Origin of the sequence: Kaistella pullorum (genome assembly GCF_014837035.1) — a bacterium.
Classification (GTDB): Bacteria; Bacteroidota; Bacteroidia; order Flavobacteriales; family Weeksellaceae; genus Kaistella; species Kaistella rhinocerotis.
Genome location: NZ_JACSPS010000001.1, coordinates 638,624 through 658,153, shown reverse-complemented (window position 1 = coordinate 658,153; position 19,530 = coordinate 638,624). Strand labels below are relative to the sequence as shown.

Sequence of the window (19,530 nt, the reverse complement as noted above, 5' to 3'; positions counted from 1 at the left end):
GGTGTGAATATCCACCGAAATTTTTAGTCTACATCTTTATTCAGGAATCTGTTTTCACGTACCTGCACTCTTCCGTTTTCATCGCTCAAGAAGCTGCTGATGCGCTGCTCAGATGGTTTGCTGCCCTCAATCGAAATGTTTTTCCGGCGGAAAGCCGGTATTTTTTCGAAATCATTGTCGGCTTCAGCGGTCTGGTAGCGGGAATTAAATTCTTTAAGTTTATTTCTTCTTTCAGTCACCTTTTCGCTTGATGCGGGCTTGGTGATAAACGTAAAATCGTCCTCAATCTCGAATTTCTCTACTTCAGCGCTTTTCTCTTCTGTCTTTTCTACGATAGCTTCAGAAGCGGGAACCGGCTGCACGCTGGCTTGTGCTTTCGGCTGTGCAATTTCAGCTTTCGGCTCATCAGTCGGTTCGTTTACGAAAAAATTGATTTCGTTTTTCTCTTCTACTTTAAAGAAGTCTGCCTCATCGTCTGCCGGCTTTGTATCGAATTCAAACGTGATTGCCTGAGATTCCGGAAAATCATTAGTCTGGTCAAATGAAAACAGGTCCACAGGGCGCTCCGGCGTATTCAGGTTGAAAGTTTGCTCCGGAAGTTCTGTCTCCGTCAGGCTGAAAAACTGTGCCTCCGAGGATTGCGCCTTTCCTGAAGTAGCGCGCGCTTCCGGCGTTCTTGAACCTGAGTTTGGTGCCGGAGCATCATCTTCATCATCCAGAACAAAAAGTCCTTTGCGTTCTTCGCGTTTCATTTCTTCACGGCTGTCGCGGTAGTTGAACGGAGATTCCTGATGACCTTTAGGTGAAATAGTATCAGACAGGGAAATCTTTATTTTCTCTGAAATACCTGAATGTTTTTCGTGCTCTTTCGCAAAACCAGTCGCAATCACCAATACGCTCACTGCATCGCCCAATTCTTCATCAGTACCCACACCGAAAATAATGTCAGCTGTGTTGCCGGCCTCTTTCTGGATGTGATCCATGATCACGCCTATTTCGTCCATCGTCACTTCCTCAGAACCACTGCGGATGAGAAGAAGCACGTTGCGTGCACCGGTAATCTTGTTGTCATTAAGCAAAGGAGAATCCAGCGCTTTTTTCACCGCTTCTTCGGCTTTGTTTTCGCCTGAGGCGATACCGTTTGACATCAGTGCAGTTCCGGAATTCGCCAATACAGATTTGGCATCACGGAAGTCAATATTTACATCGAAATAACCGGTAATAACTTCAGCCATACCTTTTGCGGCATTCGTAAGCACCTCATCGGCCTTGGAAAAACCAGATTTGAAACCAAGATTTCCGTACTGCTGGCGAAGTTTGTCATTATTAATGACAATCAGTGAGTCTACATTGTTTCTTAATTTATCAAGACCTAATTCTGCCTGTTCCAGACGTCTTTTACCCTCGAAGCTGAACGGTACGGTAACGATTCCCACGGTGAGAATTCCCATGTCTTTCGCCACTTTTGCGATCACAGGTGCCGCACCGGTACCGGTTCCACCGCCCATTCCGGCAGTAATAAACACCATTTTCGTATTCTGGCCCATCGCGGCCTTAATGTCTTCTATACTTTCTATTGCTGCTTTTTCGCCCACTTCCGGATCGGCACCTGCGCCCAGACCTTCGGTGATGGTAACGCCCAGCTGCACTTTGTTGGCCACCGGGTTGTTATCCAAAGTCTGCGCATCTGTGTTGCAGATCACGAAATCTACGCCGTGGATACCACGCTCGTACATGTGTTTCAGCGCATTGTTTCCGCCGCCCCCTACACCGATCACTTTTATAATTGAAGAATTGCCTTTTGGTAAATCAAAGGAGAATCCTGCGGTATTCATGTTTTCCATAACTTAATTTTTTTTTGATAATGATTGATGGTGATGAAATCAATTATCATTCATCAGATGTTTCTTAATTTATTCTACCTCCTCAAAGAATTTTTTCACGCTTTCCATGATCTTTTCGCCAATCGTCAGCTTCTTGCGGCGCTTCTCGGCCGGCGATTTCTCCTGTGTCTCTTCTGCGGAATTTTCCAATACTTCTGCTGAAGTTTCTGCTGCGGCTTGGGGGGTAACCTCCATTTCCTGTTCCGGCACGCTGCCCGGTTTTTTGTCGCGGATCTTTAAACTTTCCATCAAAAGCCCGATGGATGTGGCGAATTCAGGACCTTTCAGCGACTGGTTTTTATCATTGGCGATGTACTCATTGGCAAAACCGATGCGGCTGTCGAAACCTGTGGTGTAATTTGCCAGCTGACGCAGATTCTTCAGGTTTGAACCACCACCTGTAAGCACGATGCCGGCGATCAGTTTTTTCTTCTGTTCAAAGGCTCCGTAGGCTTTCAGTTCTGTGTTTACCATCTCCAGGATTTCTTCCACGCGCGCGTTCACTACCTGCGCAAGGGTCTTCAATGAAATCTCTTTATCCGGACGGCCATGAAGTCCCGGAATGGTAACGAAAGTGCTGTCTCTTTCAAGTTCTGGCACCGCAGAGCCGAATTTTACTTTCAGTTGCTCAGCATGCGCTTCAATGATCGAGCATCCTTCTTTAATATCTTCGGTGATGATACCGCCACCGTATGGAATCACACAGGTGTGACGGATAATGTTGTCTTTAAAGATGGCGATATCAGTAGTACCGCCGCCAATATCTACAATGGCCACGCCGGCTTCTTTTTCTTCTTTGGTTAAAACAGCCTCCGATGACGCAAGCGGCTCCAGAGTCAGTGCTTCCATCTCGAGACCTGCTTCTTTTACGCAGCGCGCAATATTCCGAATGCTGCCCATTTGGCCTACCACCACGTGAAAGTTAGCTTCCAAACGCTTTCCGTGCATGCCGATAGGTTCGTGAATTTCACCTTCCGAATCTATCTTATATTCCTGCGGAAGCACGTGAATTATTTCTTCGCCCGGGAGCATGACCAACTTTTTTACCTGCTCTTTCAGTTTCTCGATGTCGTCTTCTGTGATGTACTGGTCTGGGTTTTCGCGCATGATATAGTCGGAATGCTGCAGCGAACGGATATGTTTGCCCGCGATACCTACAGTGACTTTGCGGATCTCTACCCCAGAACTGGTCTGTGCCTGCATCACAGCTGCCCTGATTGACTGAATTGTCTGCGAAATATTGTTCACAATACCTTTGTGAACCCCAAGACTTCTTGCTGTGCCCACACCCAGCACATCTATTTTACCGTGTGTGTTTCGGCGCCCGACGATGGCCACAATCTTTGTGGTACCGATGTCGAGGCCTACTGAATACTCGTGATTTTCCATTTTATGCCGATTTGATTTTTTTTAATTATTTAAATTTTATTCATCATGTGTTCGATTTCTTTTCCTTCGCTTTTGAAGCGCTGCTTTCCGGCTTTTTTTCCCGGCCTGAATTCGCTGCAGGCTGCACCGGAATCTTTGCAAGTTCGCGGTTGCCCACTTTCAGGATGCTGTCGTTTTCCGCAAAGTGTGGGTTCAGCGTCGTTACAATTTGGTTACTGTATTTTACCGAAACCCTCGTGTATTTTTCAGGTTGCTGATAAACCAAAAACTTTTCTACAAATGCTTTAAAACCTTTCACTTTCAAAGGAATATTATCAAGGTCACCAATCTCAACCTTATAGTTGCCCTGGCTTGTCAGCAGATTATAACCGCCTTTTTCTTTTGATATCCCGATGAAAAACTTTTTTCCGAATGGGTCTTTATCAATGGTCTGCACCAGTTCTGCAATACTTGTATAGTCTTCGCGCGGCACATTACCGGTAACAAGCATGCACGGAAAGGAGTAGTTTTTCGATATCGGAAACTCCACACCGTTCTCATCCACATAGAAATCCTCATCACCTTTGGTGAGTCTGAAGGCCGGAACCTTCTGTTTGATGTCCAAATTCAGGTTTCCGTTCAGATTTAAATATACATTAGCGCTGTCCACAGCCGGCAAACTGTTGAGTTTCTTCTCGAGTTCCGGAATATTGATCTCACCTACGATGCCGGAAGGATTAGATTTCCGCACGATTTCGCGCACGTCTTTCTCATCGATGAAATACACGGGCTGCGAGGTTTTGATCAGATTTACCGCAACTTTTTCCATCGGTTTGCTGTTGAATCTCTTCAATGAAAAGCTCAGCAAAAATCCGAAGATGATTACGGTGATCAATATCTTTAATATTCTGAACTTCTTTTTCATCCGTTTGCGTCAACTTTAGACAGACTACCCTGCCAGTTTACTATCTCATCATACAGCGTATCTATGTTTCCGGCGCCCACTGTAAGCAGCACGTCGAAATCTTTTTCTTTTATTTTTTCAAATGTTTCGGCGAGGCTGACCACCTGTTTTTCTTTAATCTTGATCCTTTCCGCCAGCCAGTTTGATGTCACTCCCTGGTAATTTTCCTGCAGTTCACGCGCCGGATAGATATCCAGCAGCAAAAGTTCGTCTGCAGCTTCCAGACTATCGGCGAAAGCGTCAGCAAAATCACGTGTACGGCTGAAAAGATGCGGCTGGAATACCACCAGAAGTTTCTTCTCAGGATAGAAAGTCTTTATCGAACCAATCACCGCGTTCAGCTCCGTTGGGTGGTGCGCATAATCGTCGATGTAGATTTTTCCGTTGCCAAATCTGTGTTTTGTATATCGTCGTTTTATGCCTTTAAAACTGGAAATTCCACGCTGCAAAACTTCAGTTGATACGCCATAAGTTTGGAGCAATGCGATAGCAGCCGTAGCGTTTTCTACATTGTGAATCCCCGGAATTTCCCATTCGAAAGTGGTCAGCGCGGAATTTTTCGAATGAAAATCAAACGAAATCCTGTCGCCAACTTCGCGGATGTTGTCTGAGTAATAATCTGCAGGCTCATTTACCGCATAGGTTACGGCAGGCCGACCGATATCGATGCCTTTCCGTACAAAAATCTGACGGTCACTTTCCACCAGCGCCGCAAAATCGCGGAAGCCCTGTTCTATCGTGGCCGTATCGCCATAAATATCGAGATGATCTGCATCAATAGATGTGACCACGGCCCAATCCGGCGACAGCTGAAGAAAACTTCGGTCATATTCATCGGCTTCCATCACCGAAATCTCGGTTCCGTTGTAGGCGAAATTCGATTTAAAATTCTCAGCGATGCCACCAAGGAAGGCAGAAAACGGCAAATCAGCCACTTTGCACAAATGCGCCATCAGCGAAGATGTAGTAGTCTTTCCGTGTGTTCCGGCCACGGCAATACTGACGGTATTTTCTGTTATCAGCCCTAAAACTTTAGCTCTTTTAAGGACTGTGAAGCCATTAGCATTAAAATAATGTAAAATGCCAAGTTTTTTAATCGCCGGCGTGTAGATCACCAACGTATTTTCAGGATTCAACGCGCGAATATCATCACCAATTTCATCCACAAAAGAAATAGTGATACCTTCTGATACCAGTGTTTCCGTGAGTTTTGTTACCGTTCGATCATAGCCCAAAACCCTGTTGCCAGCCGCGTGGAAATAGCGCGACAGTGCACTCATGCCGATGCCGCCGATGCCGACAAAGTAAAAATTCTGGTATGATTCTAAAGTTTTCATTTCAGTTCTTAAGCTCTAATTTGTAGTGATGACAATACTTCGTCAACTATTTGCTCTGTAGCATTTGGTTTTGCAAAAAACGCGATGTTCTCAGCCATTTCTCGGCGTAGATTTTCATTTTCGGCAATTTCGGTCACCGTTGACCAAAATTTGGCCTCCATCTCTGAATCTTTTACCATTCGTGCGGCGTTTTTCTCTACCAAAGTCTGCGCATTTTTCGTCTGATGATCTTCCGCGGCATACGGAAACGGCACCAACAGCACAGCTTTGCCGGCGATCGCCAGTTCGGAAATCGAGATTGCACCCGCGCGCGAAACGATAACATCAGCAGCCGAATACGCAAGATGCATGTTGCTGATGAATTCTGCGATTTGCAGATTACGGCACTGGCGGCTTTCGGTTTCGTGATATATCGTTTGATAGTCGGTCTTTCCGGTTTGCCAGATCAGTTGATAATCTTTATCGAGTACTTTCTGAAGATTGGCTTTCCAGGCATTGTTCAGCGTACGTGAACCCAATGAACCTCCGACCGAAAGTATCGTGAGTTTGTGTGGATCCAAACCTAGTTTTTCTTTGGCAGTTTCAGAATCAATAAAATCCTGCACGATTGAATTTCTGATAGGATTTCCGAGGAATAAAGTTTTGGTTCCGGAGAAAAACTTTTCCATGTTTGGATAGGCTGTGAATACTGCGTGGGCTTTTTTAGCCAAAAACATATTCGTTTTGCCCGGGAGCGAATTCTGCTCCTGCAGGAAAATGGGTGCACCCGAAAACGCCGCTGCAAACAGGGCCGGACCACTTGCAAATCCTCCGGTTCCGATTGCAAAATCAGGTTTGAAAACCTTGATGATATGCCTCATCTTCACCAGCGCGGATACAATCTTAAATGGCAGATTGACATTTTTAAGCAGATTTCCGCGGTCAAAGCCCGAAATATTAAGGCCAAGAATCCGGTAGCCTGCCTGCGGAACCTTTTCCATTTCCATCTTGCCGTTTGCGCCAATGAACAGAAACTCGGCATCCGGAAATCTTTTTCGGAGCTCGTCAGCAATGGCAATCGCGGGAAAGATGTGTCCACCTGTTCCGCCGCCGCTCACTAATATTTTCAGTTTTCTGTTCATAATTCCGGCTTTTCCCCTTAATTTAAAATTTATGCGATATCGTTGATCTCTGCTATATTCTGCTTTTTGCCCATGCCTTCTTCATCGTAAATCTGTATTCTGGAACTTACGGTAAGGATGATTCCGAGCTGGATGTAAGTTACCAGCATCGAGGTTCCACCGTAACTTATTAACGGCAATGGCTGACCCGTCACCGGAATGAGGTTTACGGCTACAGCTATATTAACCGCGAGCTGTACGAAAATCATTATACCTAAACTCAGCACGAGCAGGCTGCCGAAAAATGCCGGCATCTTACTCGCGATCATTACAATTCGGATGATCATTATTAAATATAATCCGATGAGTACGAATGCACCGATAAAACCATATTCTTCTACGATGATTGCGAAAATAAAGTCGGAGGCCGATTGCGGAAGCATTTGCTTCAGCGCGCTTTTACCCGGACCCATACCGGCAATTCCGCCATGTACGATCGCGGCTTTCGCCTGCATTACCTGATAATTTTTGGCTTTATCTACTTCACTTTCGATCTGGTTAGGCTGTTTTGAGTTCATGAAAACTTCCACACGGCTCATCCAGGTATGTACACGGTTGTTTTCAATTAAATCTGTCTTTAATGCGACAAACATAAAAACCGCAATAGCTAACGTGGAGATTCCGACAAAACCGAAAATGTACTTTTTATTGAGCTGACCGATCAGCATTACAGCTAGTGAAACTATTAAAATCATTAAAGCCGTAGAACCGTTGTCTTTAGCTACAAGTCCGAAAACCAGCAGCACCGGCCCGAAAATGAACAGCAGGTTTTCCCAGGTCTGACGCTCTCTTTTAATTTTTTTGGTGAGGTAACGGCACAGATAAATGATGAGGAAAAGATACGCGAATGAAGACGGCTGGAACGAGATCGGCGTGCCGGGAATTTTCAGCCATCGCGAAGCCGACGCTCCGTCAATGGTTTGACCGGTAAAAAGCGTGACTCCCAAAAGCACGACCATGGCCACCAGCCCGATGCTGCTGAGTTTACCGAGATATTCGTATTTGAAAGACCCCATCATCCGCATTATCGCAAGACCCATGACCACGAAACCCGCATGCTTGATGAGGTGCGAAGTCGTGGTTCCGCTGTTTACGATATACTCCAAATTAGAACTCGCCGAATACACGGGAAACACCGAGAAGAACGAGATCAGCAGGATCACGCTCCACAGCACTTTGTCGCCTTTCAGCAGTTCATATTTGTTCTCTTTTTCCTGCATGTCTTTAGTTTGCGGCCTTTTCTATTTTTAATACTTCATTTTTAAACTGGTTGCCGCGGTCTTCATAGTTCTCAAAAAGATCAAAACTCGCACAACACGGCGAAAGCAACACAGCATCACCTTTCTGAGCCAGCGAATGGGCAATATCCACGGCCTTTTCCATACTCGAAGAACTGTAAATGAGTTCTTTTTTATCTTTAAAGAAATCAATGATCTTCTGGTTATCTAGACCCAGACACACGATTGCCTTCACCTTCTTTTTTACGAGGTCTTCTATTTCAGCATAATCATTGCCTTTGTCTACGCCGCCAACGATCCAGACAGTTGGTTGCTTCATGCTTTCAAGCGCATAATAAGCGGCATTTACGTTTGTGGCTTTGCTGTCATTGATGTATTTCACGCCGCCAAAATCTGCAACCTGCTCCAAACGGTGCTCCACCGCCTGAAAAGTCATCAGCGAATGGCGGATACTTTCATTGCGGATATTCAGAATCTTTCCGGCGATCGACGCAGCAAGGCTGTTCGCTACATTATGATTTCCGACGAGCGAGAGTTCCGAGATATCCATCGCAAACTCATCTTCAAGCCTCACCACCATTTTTTGGTTGGTAAGATAACCACCTTCACGCATTTTTTCCTTGATTGAAAACGGAATCATCCTAGCCTTGATTTCGAGCTTCTGCAGAAGATTCTGGCTCATCTCATCATCTTTATTATAGATGAAGAAATTGTCGTTTTCCTGATTTTCAGTTATCCTGAATTTCGCCAGCGCATACTCTTCGTAGTTGTAGTTGTACTGATCGAGATGATCCTGGCTTAAATTTAAAAGCAATGAAATATAAGGTCTGAAATTCTGCACGTCGTCAAGCTGGAAAGAGCTTACTTCGAGGACATAATAGTCGAAATTTTCATCCGCGACCTGTTTTGCAAAACTTTTTCCGATATTTCCGCCTAAACCTACCTTCAAATCATCATTTTTCAGGATATGATAAATGAGCGAAGTTGTCGTAGTCTTTCCGTTTGAACCCGTGATCGCAATGATTTTTGCCTCAGTAAATTCAGCAGCAAATTCAATTTCGGAGGAAACGCGAATGCCTTTTTGGTGAATCTTATGCATGATTGCTGCTTTTTTGGGAATCCCCGGCGATTTGATGATCCAGTCAGCTTCCAGGAGTCTTTCTTCGTCATGTGTTCCTTCTTCGAATTCGATTCCGGATTCCACCAAAAACTTCCTGTAGTTTTCTTTAATGGTGCCTTTATCGGACAGGAAAACGTCCAGCCCTTTCTTCTGAGCTAAATATGCCGCGCCACAACCGCTTTCTCCGCCGCCTAAAACTACAATCTTCATCTTATTTTTATCCTTTTTATCCACCGTTATTGCTTCTTGTTGCTTAACGTACTTTAAGCGTTATCAGACAGATAATTGCCAGCAAAACCCCCATGATGATCATGCGGTTCACGATCTTGCTTTCGTGGTAACCTTCTTTTTGGTAATGGTGATGGAGCGGCGCCATTTTGAACAGTCTGTTGTTCTGCGCATACTCCAGCCCATATTTTCTTTTTCTGTATTTGAAGACGGCCACCTGCAGCATCACCGAAATATTCTCAATGAGGAAAATTCCGCACAACACCGGGATCATCAGTTCTTTTCTTAAGATGATAGCCAGCACAGCGATGACACCGCCCAGCATCAAACTTCCGGTATCGCCCATGAAAACCTGCGCCGGGTAGGTGTTATACCAGAAGAAACCTATCACTGCACCCACGAGTGCAAGCGCAAAAATGGTAGTTTCGCCCATATTTGGCAGAAACATAATATTCAGATAGTCTGCAAAAATGATGTTACCGGAAAGGTAGGCGAAGAATGCAAGCGTAAGCAGTATGACCACACTTGCGCCGGCCGCCAAACCATCGATTCCGTCGGCAATGTTGGCTCCGTTCGAAACCGCGGTTACGATAAAGATCACGAACGGGATAAAAACAATCCACGACCATTCCTCGGCTTCCTGGGGAGACATCCAAAAGAGCAATCCACTGTAGTCGAACTCATTATTTTTAACAAAAGGCACGGTAGAAACTGTCGATTTCTCGGTTGGAAGGAAATTTTTCTCCACATTGTTTCGGCTGACTTCCCGAGCGTCTGCATATTTTCTCTTCACGGTAATATCCGAATGGAAAAACATCGTGATACCGACGATCAGACCCAAACCAACCTGCCCGATTATCTTGAACTTACCGCTGAGACCGTCTTTGTTCTGCTTGATTTTCTTTAAATAATCATCTATAAAACCAATTGCACCCATCCAAATCACAGAAATAATAAGCAATACAATGTAGATATTAAGAACCCTCGTGAAAAGAATCACTGGAATGAGTGTTGCGAGTATGATGATGAGACCACCCATCGTCGGGGTGCCTTCTTTCTGCTTCTGGCCATCAAGACCCAAATCCCTTACCTGCTCACCCATCTGCTTGCGGCGCAGGAAATTGATGATTTTCTTACCGAACACCAATGCGATCACCAGCGACAGCAAAACTGCCATGCCTGCACGAAAAGAGATGAAACGGAACATACCGAGTCCCGGAACGTGAATTCCGTGGCTGGTGAGATATTCGTAGAGGTAATATAACATCGGTTTGTTTTTATTAAATATTTTACTTGGACATCATGCGTGCGAGTTCGAGCACGGTTTCTTTGTCATCAAAATGAACGCGTTCGCCATTGATTTCCTGATAATTCTCGTGGCCTTTTCCCGCAACCAGGATGATATCTTTAGGCTCAGCGAATTTTATCGCCATCTTGATTGCGCCCCTTCGGTCCGGAATAGAGGTGTACTTGCTGTAATTTTGCGGTTCTACACCGGCTTCTATTTCTTTAATGATATCTTCAGGCTTTTCTGTCCGTGGATTGTCTGAGGTAATGATCGCAAGTGTAGATTTCCGGGTGGCAATCTTGCCCATTTCGGGGCGTTTTTCATGATCGCGGTCACCGCCACAACCGAAGACAGTAATTAACCTTTCGTTTTTTGTTCGGATCTCGTTGATGGATTCCAGAATATTGTCGAGTGCGTCGGGCGTATGTGCATAATCGATGACGAAAAAGATTCCGCCGTCTGATTTCAGTGTTTCAAACCTTCCTTTTACACGGCTTAAAGTGGATATTGCTTTAAGCACATCTTCCGTATCGAAACCGCATTCCACCGCCACGGCGTACGCCAGGAGAAGATTGTATGCATTGAATTTCCCACTAAAAGTCGTCCAGAACTCCTTGCCCTGAAAGTTCATCAGCATCCCATTAAAATCTGCCTCGATCACTTTCCCATGATAATCTGCCATTGTTTTCAGCGCATAGGATTTCTTTTTAGCCGTCGTATTTTGCAACATTACCGATCCGTTTTTATCATCTAGATTGGTGATGGCTACAGCATCAGGCGAGAGGTTATCGAAAAACTGTTTTTTGGTTTTAAGATATTCGCTGAAAGTATGGTGATAATCTAGATGATCATGTGAAATATTGGTAAAACCGGCGACTTTAAAATTTAAACCTTCCGTTCTGCGCTGATGAATGCCGTGCGAGGAAACTTCCATAAATGCATATTCACAGCCTGCATCTACAGCCTGCGAAAGCAGTTTATTTAAAGTGATAACATCCGGCGTGGTGTGTGTAGATGGCAGTATTTTGTCCGCAATTCTATATTCTACTGTTGAGATAAGGACGGATTTAAAGCCTAAATTTTTAAAAATATCAAACAGCATCGTGGTGACCGATGTCTTTCCATTTGTACCGGTGATGCCGATCAGACTCAGTTTCTCCGATGGATTTCCGTAAAAATTAGCTGCAAGTTTGCCCAAAGCCTTGGCGCTGTCCTGCACAAGGATGTACGTCACGTCAGCATTGATTTCGCCCGGAAGTTTTTCACAGACGATGGCCTCCGCGCCTTTATCTGCAGCTGCATTAATATAATCATGTCCGTCCGCAAGCGTGCCTTGCACTGCCACATACAACGTCGCCGGACCGGTCTGGCGACTGTCTGAAACGAGCGCTGTGATCTCCCGATCCGTTTTACCAACGATCTCGAGATACGGAACCTGTAATATTAATTGGTCTAATGTCATTATATCTGTATGCGGGCTTTAATTCTGTAAACTGAGGTAAATTTTCTGGTCTTTCTTGATGACAGTTCCTTCAAGCGGAAACTGCTCCATGATTCTTCCGACGCCTTTATAATCAACTCTATAGCCCAAATTTTCAAGCTGTGGAATCACATTTTTACCGATAAGTCCGACGACGCGGGGCATTTGCTTTCCTCGCACGGCTACTTTCACATTTGGGGCAACCATGCGGCTCAGATCCACTTTTTTGTCAACAAGGAGCTCAGGCTCTACATTCTGTGGCGTTTTCAGGAATGTTTTACCCGCTATTTCCTTAAATACTGGCGCTGCAACCGTGGATCCGTAAAAACTTTTCGAATTGTCCGGCTGATTGATCATGACAATACACGTATATTTCGGGTTGTCTGCAGGATAAAATCCGGCGAAACTCGCCTGATATTTCGGAGGGCCCGGTTTCCAGTATTCAAAACGTGCGGTTCCGGTTTTACCCGCCATTTTCAGGTTTGGTGTGAAGATACTTTTTGCCGTTCCTTTCTCCACCGCCTTTGTCAGCGCACCTGTCATCATTGCAATCGCTTCTTTTGAAGCCATTTTTTTTACCATTACTTCCGGTTTAGCGACATAAAGCTGCTGTCCGTCTTTCAGAATCTTATCGATGAACAAAGGCTTCAGCATCGTTCCGTTGTTGGCGATCCCGTTATAAAAAGTGGTAAGCTGCAGAAGATTAAACCTCGAAGAATAGCCATACGCCAGTGATGCCAGGGTAGCGGCATTCCAACGTTTATTTTCAGGTGTTACGATGTAAGGTTTGGTAATTCCCGGCAGTTCAATGTCCATTTTATCAAACATTTTCCAACGCTTGAGATGATCAAGGAAAACCTGAGGTTTATCCGCATAATATTGAGTGATAAGTTTTGCCGAACCTACGTTACTCGATTTCGCCAGGACGTCTGCAATCTCATATTCGCCACCGCCATGTCCGTCGGAAATACGCTGCTTTGCGTAAGTCCATACGCCGTTGCCCACGTTCACAGTAGTTTTGTCATCAATAAAACCATCATCCATTGCCGCCAGAAGCGAAACTGTTTTAAATGTAGAACCAGGTTCAGTAGCGTCTTTCAGTGCATAATTGTAAGAATCTACGTACATTCCGGGCTCCGTGCGCTTTAGATTTACCATCGCTTTCACTTTACCTGTCGCTACTTCCATCACGAGCACGCAGCCATGATCTGCATCAAAATTGATGAGTTGCTTTTCGAGCGCCGAATGGGCGATATCCTGAATTCGAAGATCGATTGTTGTATAAACGTCCTGTCCGTCAACGGGTTCTTTTACTTTCCAATAATCGATAGGTTTCCATTGGCTTGAGTTCACACGCTGTTCGAGCCGAGTCCCGTCTGTGCCGCGGAGATATTTCGAAAACGCGCCTTCAAGACCAGATTGCGAAACGCCATTGTCCATGCCTATGGTGCCTGCCCCGATTTGGGTGGTTGCAAGTTCCCGTTTGAAGTTCCGGTCAACGATGAATCCTCCTTTATTTTTACCTTTTTTGAAAATCGGGAATTTTCGGATGCGGTCATATTCATCGAAATCAAGACCTTTTACTAGTGAATAGTACTGATTTTGAGCTTTTCTCTGCTGATCGAGCCGGTCACGAAAATAGCTTCTTGGCTTTCCGAACATTGTGGAAAGTGAATCTGTAAGTGGACCGATATTATTGGTGTAAGCGGTGTCTTTAATAGTTTTAAAATCGATATACACATCATATCGCATCACCGTAGTTGCAAGGATAGAACCGTCTGCAGCGTAAAGGTTTCCGCGCGCAGCCTTGAGCTTTGCTTCACGGTAATTTTTGCTGATATAATCGTCTTTGATCGCCTGTACATTGGTATTCTGCAGAACCAAAATCCTGGCGAGGAAAACCACAAATACGATGATTGCCACCGCCGCAAAGAGGTAGCCCCAACGCAATGTTTTGGAGCGCTTAGCTTCGAATTCATTCTGTATCGCCATCTGTACTGTCGAGTTTGATCAAAAGTTTATGCGGATGGTTTTCGAGAGACAGCAGTGAGTCCTGCACCATTTCTTTACCTAATTCAGATTCTAGTTTTACCTTGATAAGCCTGCTTTGGGCGTAGGCATTTCGGGATTTATACTCCTCCGTTTGTTCCTTCAGGTCATTTACCAGTTCTATCTTTTGGCTTACGAGGTGGTTGCTATAGATCATAATCATCAGCAGGACAAAAACCAGCAGGAAATAGCGATAGTGAATTTTCACCTCATCGCGGTTCAGGAAGTTCCCCTTCACAATATCAATGAAGGTGAGTCTCTTAGGGGCTTTGTATGTGCCTTTTTTAGCCAAAATTTATATTAAAATTAAATCTTAAAGTTTAGTTCCCACACGCATTTTCGCGCTTCTTGCACGGGAATTCTGTTCTATTTCGTCGTTATCCGGAACGAAAGCCTTGCTTTGCAGAAGCTCAAATGTTTTGCTGAAGTTGCCATAAATATCACGTGACGGCTCGCCTTCGAACATGCCGTTTTTCAGAAAACGCTTTACCAGCCGGTCCTCAAGCGAATGATAAGATATCACTACAAGTCTTCCGCCCGGTTTCAAAATTCTGTGAGCCTGTACCAGCATCTCTTTCAGCGCTTCAAGCTCCTGGTTTACTTCAATTCGGATAGCCTGAAACACCTGCGCAAAAAATTTGTTCTGCTTAAATTGCGGAATATAACTGAACAGATTTTTTAGCTCGCCTGTTGTGTTAATGGGATTTAGCTTACGGTGATGAACGATCTCCCGAGCCAGTTTGCGGGCTTCACGCAGTTCGCCATAATAATAAAACAGGTCAGCGAGCTGCTCCTCCTCATATTCATTAATGACTTTTTTAGCATCAATCGATTGCTGCACGTTCATCCGCATATCCAGCGGAGCATCACTCCGCGTGGAAAACCCGCGTTCGGCTGCATCAAACTGATGTGAAGAAACACCAAGATCTGCCAAAACACCATCCACCTGATTTACCCCATACATTAATAAGGAGTTCTCTAAAAAACGGAAATTTTGGTTCACGAGCGTAAACCGCTGGTCTGCGATGGTATTTTTTAGCGCATCCAAATCCTGATCAAAACTATAAAGCCGACCTTCCGGCGTCAGCCTGCGCAGGATCTCTCCCGAATGGCCACCACCACCGAAAGTGACGTCCACATAAGTACCAGCGGGATTCGTCACCAAATCATCCACACTTTTCGTCAGCAAAACCGGGTTGTGATACATTCTTTTTATTTTTTTTAAAGAAGTCGTATTTACAGCTATATTTGGTCATCAGCGAAACTAATGTCGCCCATGACATCTTCTGCAAGTTTGGCAAAATCTTCTTCCGAGGTCGCAATCACACTTTCATAAGTGTCTTTATCCCAAATTTCGAAGAGTTCGCCCGCGCTTGTGATGACGATTTCTTTTCTAAGTGAGGCAAAATTGATCAGGTCTTTCGGAATCTGAAGTCTTCCTGCATTGTCAGGCTCCAAGATTTTCAAACCTGCCGTGAACTGCCTGATAAAATCGGCGTTTTTCTTCTGGAAGCGGTTCAGCCTGTTAATTTTTTCCATCAGTTTTTCCCAACCGGACATCGGATACACTTCCAAACATGATTGAAAAACTGAACGTTTCACCACATAAGTTGCACTTCCAAAGTTCTCCATCTGTTTTACCAGGGAGGATGGAAGTTTAAGACGGCCTTTATCGTCTATTTTGCATTCATATGTACCGATGAAATTCTTCATTTGGGACAAATTTATATAAAAAATTCTAAAAGCTCCCACTTTTTCCCACTTTTTGACTTAATGTTAATAAGTTTTACTTTACGGTTTAAAATATTGAATTCAAAGCACTTAAGGCAAACATGGAACGAGTGGATTTTTCGCTTAGCCAAATTCCGGAGTGGCTACTTTTTTATAATATTTCAATGATTAATTGACGACATAAAATTTATGGTCTTTAATTTGTATTTTTGCAAGGCTTAGGAAGCAACTTTATGAGATTCATTACGAAAAAAGAAAAAAAATTCTCTTTCATCGAGGCTGGAGAAGGGCATCCGCTGATTTTGCTGCATGGCCTTATGGGCGGTTTAAGTAACTTTGACAAGACGGTAAAATTCTTCTCGGAAAAAGGTTACCGTGTCCTGGTACCCGTACTCCCGATCTACGACTTGCCTGTGCTGCACACGAATCTTACAACTATTGCGAAATACGTTGCTAAATTCATTGATGAAAAATGCACTGAACCCGCCACCATCGTCGGCAATTCTATGGGAGGCCACATAGGTCTCATCCTCACGCTGGCGCGCCCCGACCTTGTTAAGAACCTGGTTCTGACCGGAAGTTCCGGGCTTTACGAACGTACTTTTGGCGACAGTTTCCCGCGGAAATCTGACAAAAGCTACATCCGAAAAAAAACTGAAGAAGTTTTCTATGACCCGATAGTAGCCACAGATGAGTTGGTGGACGAAGTTTTCGGCGTAGTGAATGACAGGATGAAAGGCATAAAGACCGTAATGCTGGCCCGAAGCGCAATCAAACATAACATGCTGAATGATTTGCCTAAAATCACCGCACCGGTTTGCCTGATCTGGGGGAAACAGGATAATGTGACGCCGCCGGAAGTGGCTGACGATATGCATAAATCTTTACCGAATTCCAGCCTGTACTGGATTGACAAGTGTGGACATGCCGCAATGATGGAAAAACCTGAAGAATTCAACCAGATTTTGTATGACTGGCTTCAGCAGAATGAGAAAAAATAAGGAAGCGATTGCTTCCTTTTTTGTTTAATACAAGTAATAAAATACCATGATAATAAAAACCGCTGAATTCTTAAAAAGCAGCTCGAAATGGCAGGAATGTCCAGAACCAACACTTCCCGAATACGCCTTCATCGGCAGATCAAACGTAGGAAAATCCTCGCTTATCAACGGAATGCTGAACCATAAGGACCTCGCAAAAACATCTCAAACCCCGGGTAAAACGCAGTTAATCAACCATTTTTTAATCAATGAAAACTGGTATCTGACTGATTTACCGGGTTATGGCTACGCACGTGTGTCAAAAAGTATGCGGAAAGATTTCGAGAAACTGATCACTAACTATATTCTTAACCGGAAAAACCTGGTCAATCTTTTTGTTCTGGTAGACTCAAGACATACTCCGCAGAAAATTGATTTGGAATTCATCGGTTGGTGTGGCGAGAATGGCGTTCCATTTTCGATCGTTTTCACAAAAGCCGACAAGTTGAAACCCAATGCAGCCATCGACAATGTAGAAAATTACAAAAAGGAGTTACTTGAAACGTGGGAAGAATTGCCAGAAATATTTCTCACTTCAGCCGAAAAACGAACCGGTACAGACGACATATTAAAACTCATAACAACCACTAATGAGTTTTTGCAGAAAAATAAAGTAAACTTCAGCTAATGCAGCGTTCTGTATGGAAGATTAAAGAGTTCCCGGAGCTTTCCACTTCCGAATTGTATGAAATTTTGAAAGTCCGCCAGGAGGTCTTTGTGGTGGAGCAGACCTGTCATTATTTAGACGCGGATGGCCATGATGAAGCTGCTGTCCATATCTGGCGCAAAACTGAAGGAAAAATTTCAGCCTACTGTCGCATTTTCGCGCCGGGACTTAAATATGAGGAGGCCTCGATTGGAAGAGTGCTGACGCATCCGGATTTCCGCGGAAAGAATTTGGGCCGGAGCTTACTTCGAATTGCACTTGATGCAATCGAAACACGCTTTGGTGCAGCCGGTATCAGAATTTCAGCGCAGGATTATCTTTTAAAGTTTTACAGCGAATTTGGCTTTGTAGATACTGGACACAAATATTTAGAAGACGACATTCCACATACTGAAATGTATAAACGCGGAAACTAAGGCTATATCGAGCTTTACAGCGATAACCGCCGAATTCCGCATTATACATGAAATATGAATATTTGATGAAAAAATAATAAAATAAGTTGCGTAATAGTCTTTAATTATATAATTTTACCGAAAATCATTCAATTTAAAAGATTATGAAAAAACTTTTACTTACTGGCTTAGCGCTAGTTTCTATGGCTGCCCAGGCACAAACCTGGGTGCCACAAGGCACAAAATTCCCCGCAAATTTTGGGGTTGACGAGATTGATATCGTAGACGCGAATACTGTTTGGACATTCGCTTACGACGGATCAGGAGCTGGAACTTATCCAAAAGTTGTTTCACGTACAACTGACGGAGGTGCTACCTGGACTGCAACAACTGTTGCCGGACCTGGTTCCAACGCACTTATTTCTGATATTTCGGCTTTGGATGCCAACACTGCATGGATCATCACTGCTCCGCATACTGCAGGAACCAATGCAAACAGAATCTGGAAAACAACTAACGGTGGCGCAAACTGGACCCAGCAGACGTCTGGTTATACATCAGGTTCATTCGGTAACCAGATCTATTTCTGGGATGCGAACGAAGGATGGACTGCCGGTGACCCAATAGGTGGCTTCTTCGAAATGTACAAAACCAGCAATGGCGGTACTACCTGGACATTAGTACCGGGAAGACCAGCTGCTTTGGGTGATTTCGGTTATGTAGCTCTAAAAGAAGTAGTAGGAGATAACATCTGGATCGGAACTGACATCGGTAGAATTCTTAGATCAACAGACAGAGGCGCAACTTGGACAGCTTCATTCAGCCCTGTACTTGACTTTGGTGGTGTTACAACTTCAGGATCTTCAGGTGCTTTTGCATTCAAAGATGCAAACAACGGTCTTCTGATCGCTGTAGATGGTGCAGACTCACCGGGAACTACCACAGCAAGTCTTTATTCATCTGATGACGCTGGAGCAACTTGGGATCCTCTGTCACCTACAGGTACCTGGTATTTTGGCGACATCACTTATGTTCCGGGAACTGCGAACACTTATGTTTCTACAGGTATCAATTCAGGTGATCCAAGCTGGATGGGTTCTTCTTATTCAACTGATGGAGGTGTTACCTGGGTGAGCATCGACACTGGCAGCCAGCGCGGTAAAGTTCAGTTCCTTAACCCTACAACAGGATGGGCAGGACAGTTCAGCGACGGCCCTACAGGTTCTACAGGTATTCTGAAATTCAGCGGTAACCTTGCACTTGGAACTTCAGATAACGCAGTGAAATCTTCACTTAAAGTATATCCTAACCCAGCAACTGATATCGTAACTGTATCTGCTGACAGAAAAATCGAAAACATTACAGTAATCGATATGTCAGGTAAAAAAGTTCAGTCTTTCAAAGCAGACAAGCAGATCAACGTATCATCATTGGCAAAAGGAACATACATCCTTCAGGTTTATTATGGCGGTGGCGCGGTAGAAAATACCAAGCTTATCAAAAAGTAATACTTTAAAGATGACAACTTAATGGATGGGCGAAAGTTCATCCATTTTTTTATGCCAAAAATGCAGATTTGAAA

17 protein-coding genes are annotated in these 19,530 nt (G+C 44.3%); 4 read left to right on the top strand and 13 right to left on the bottom strand.

Annotated features, from left to right (window positions below):
* Positions 1-23 precede the first annotated feature (23 nt).
* From ftsZ to mraZ, 13 genes are all read right to left on the bottom strand, one after another.
* The gene (ftsZ, locus tag H9628_RS03110; RefSeq protein WP_251832651.1) at positions 24-1,844 is read right to left on the bottom strand and encodes a cell division protein FtsZ; all 1,821 of its coding nucleotides are present in this window, start codon (positions 1,842-1,844) and stop codon (positions 24-26) included.
* A gap of 69 nt (positions 1,845-1,913) precedes the next feature.
* Complete coding sequence (gene ftsA, locus H9628_RS03105; protein WP_251832650.1) at positions 1,914-3,272, bottom strand: cell division protein FtsA; 1,359 nt, start codon at positions 3,270-3,272, stop codon at positions 1,914-1,916.
* Between the two features lie 43 nt (positions 3,273-3,315).
* Entirely contained in the window at positions 3,316-4,176 is an 861-nt protein-coding gene (locus tag H9628_RS03100; protein ID WP_251832649.1) for a cell division protein FtsQ/DivIB, read from the bottom strand.
* The gene (gene murC / locus H9628_RS03095) at positions 4,173-5,552 is read right to left on the bottom strand and encodes a UDP-N-acetylmuramate--L-alanine ligase (protein ID WP_251832648.1); all 1,380 of its coding nucleotides are present in this window, start codon (positions 5,550-5,552) and stop codon (positions 4,173-4,175) included. Before murC ends, H9628_RS03100 begins: the two co-directional genes overlap by 4 nt.
* Positions 5,553-5,560: 8 nt before the next feature.
* A complete protein-coding gene (gene murG / locus H9628_RS03090; RefSeq protein WP_251832647.1) occupies positions 5,561-6,673 on the bottom strand; it encodes an undecaprenyldiphospho-muramoylpentapeptide beta-N-acetylglucosaminyltransferase in 1,113 nt (370 codons plus the stop codon).
* A 29-nt stretch (positions 6,674-6,702) separates the two neighbouring features.
* Positions 6,703-7,932 (bottom strand): FtsW/RodA/SpoVE family cell cycle protein, encoded by a 1,230-nt coding sequence (locus H9628_RS03085; protein WP_251832646.1) that lies wholly within the window; start codon positions 7,930-7,932, stop codon positions 6,703-6,705.
* Positions 7,933-7,936: 4 nt separating this feature from the next.
* Entirely contained in the window at positions 7,937-9,280 is a 1,344-nt protein-coding gene (gene murD, locus H9628_RS03080) for a UDP-N-acetylmuramoyl-L-alanine--D-glutamate ligase (protein ID WP_251832645.1), read from the bottom strand.
* Between the two features lie 43 nt (positions 9,281-9,323).
* Positions 9,324-10,565 carry a phospho-N-acetylmuramoyl-pentapeptide-transferase gene (gene mraY, locus H9628_RS03075; RefSeq protein ID WP_251832644.1) on the bottom strand — a complete coding sequence of 414 codons (1,242 nt, stop codon included), beginning with the start codon at positions 10,563-10,565 and terminating at the stop codon, positions 9,324-9,326.
* 22 nt (positions 10,566-10,587) lie between these two features.
* Positions 10,588-12,048 (bottom strand): UDP-N-acetylmuramoyl-L-alanyl-D-glutamate--2,6-diaminopimelate ligase, encoded by a 1,461-nt coding sequence (locus H9628_RS03070; protein ID WP_251832643.1) that lies wholly within the window; start codon positions 12,046-12,048, stop codon positions 10,588-10,590.
* An 18-nt stretch (positions 12,049-12,066) separates the two neighbouring features.
* Positions 12,067-14,058, bottom strand: a complete 1,992-nt coding sequence (locus H9628_RS03065; protein ID WP_251832642.1) for a penicillin-binding transpeptidase domain-containing protein — start codon at positions 14,056-14,058, stop codon at positions 12,067-12,069.
* A complete protein-coding gene (locus tag H9628_RS03060; protein WP_251832641.1) occupies positions 14,042-14,407 on the bottom strand; it encodes an FtsL-like putative cell division protein in 366 nt (121 codons plus the stop codon). Before H9628_RS03060 ends, H9628_RS03065 begins: the two co-directional genes overlap by 17 nt.
* Positions 14,408-14,428: 21 nt before the next feature.
* Complete coding sequence (rsmH, locus tag H9628_RS03055; RefSeq protein ID WP_251832640.1) at positions 14,429-15,322, bottom strand: 16S rRNA (cytosine(1402)-N(4))-methyltransferase RsmH; 894 nt, start codon at positions 15,320-15,322, stop codon at positions 14,429-14,431.
* Positions 15,323-15,357: 35 nt separating this feature from the next.
* Positions 15,358-15,828, bottom strand: coding sequence for a division/cell wall cluster transcriptional repressor MraZ (gene mraZ / locus H9628_RS03050; RefSeq protein WP_251832639.1), 471 nt, complete (start codon positions 15,826-15,828; stop codon positions 15,358-15,360).
* A gap of 251 nt (positions 15,829-16,079) precedes the next feature.
* On the opposite strand from mraZ, the gene H9628_RS03045 reads away from it, so the two are divergent.
* The 4 genes from H9628_RS03045 to H9628_RS03030 all read left to right on the top strand — a co-directional run bounded on the left by H9628_RS03045 (position 16,080) and on the right by H9628_RS03030 (position 19,456).
* Positions 16,080-16,847: an alpha/beta fold hydrolase gene (locus tag H9628_RS03045; RefSeq protein WP_251832638.1), complete on the top strand. Its 768-nt coding sequence runs from the start codon at positions 16,080-16,082 to the stop codon at positions 16,845-16,847.
* Between the two features lie 46 nt (positions 16,848-16,893).
* Positions 16,894-17,514, top strand: a complete 621-nt coding sequence (yihA, locus tag H9628_RS03040; RefSeq protein WP_251832637.1) for a ribosome biogenesis GTP-binding protein YihA/YsxC — start codon at positions 16,894-16,896, stop codon at positions 17,512-17,514.
* Complete coding sequence (locus H9628_RS03035) at positions 17,514-17,969, top strand: GNAT family N-acetyltransferase (RefSeq protein ID WP_251832636.1); 456 nt, start codon at positions 17,514-17,516, stop codon at positions 17,967-17,969. Before yihA ends, H9628_RS03035 begins: the two co-directional genes overlap by 1 nt.
* Positions 17,970-18,112: 143 nt before the next feature.
* Positions 18,113-19,456 carry a T9SS type A sorting domain-containing protein gene (locus H9628_RS03030; protein ID WP_251832635.1) on the top strand — a complete coding sequence of 448 codons (1,344 nt, stop codon included), beginning with the start codon at positions 18,113-18,115 and terminating at the stop codon, positions 19,454-19,456.
* Positions 19,457-19,530: the final 74 nt, after the last annotated feature.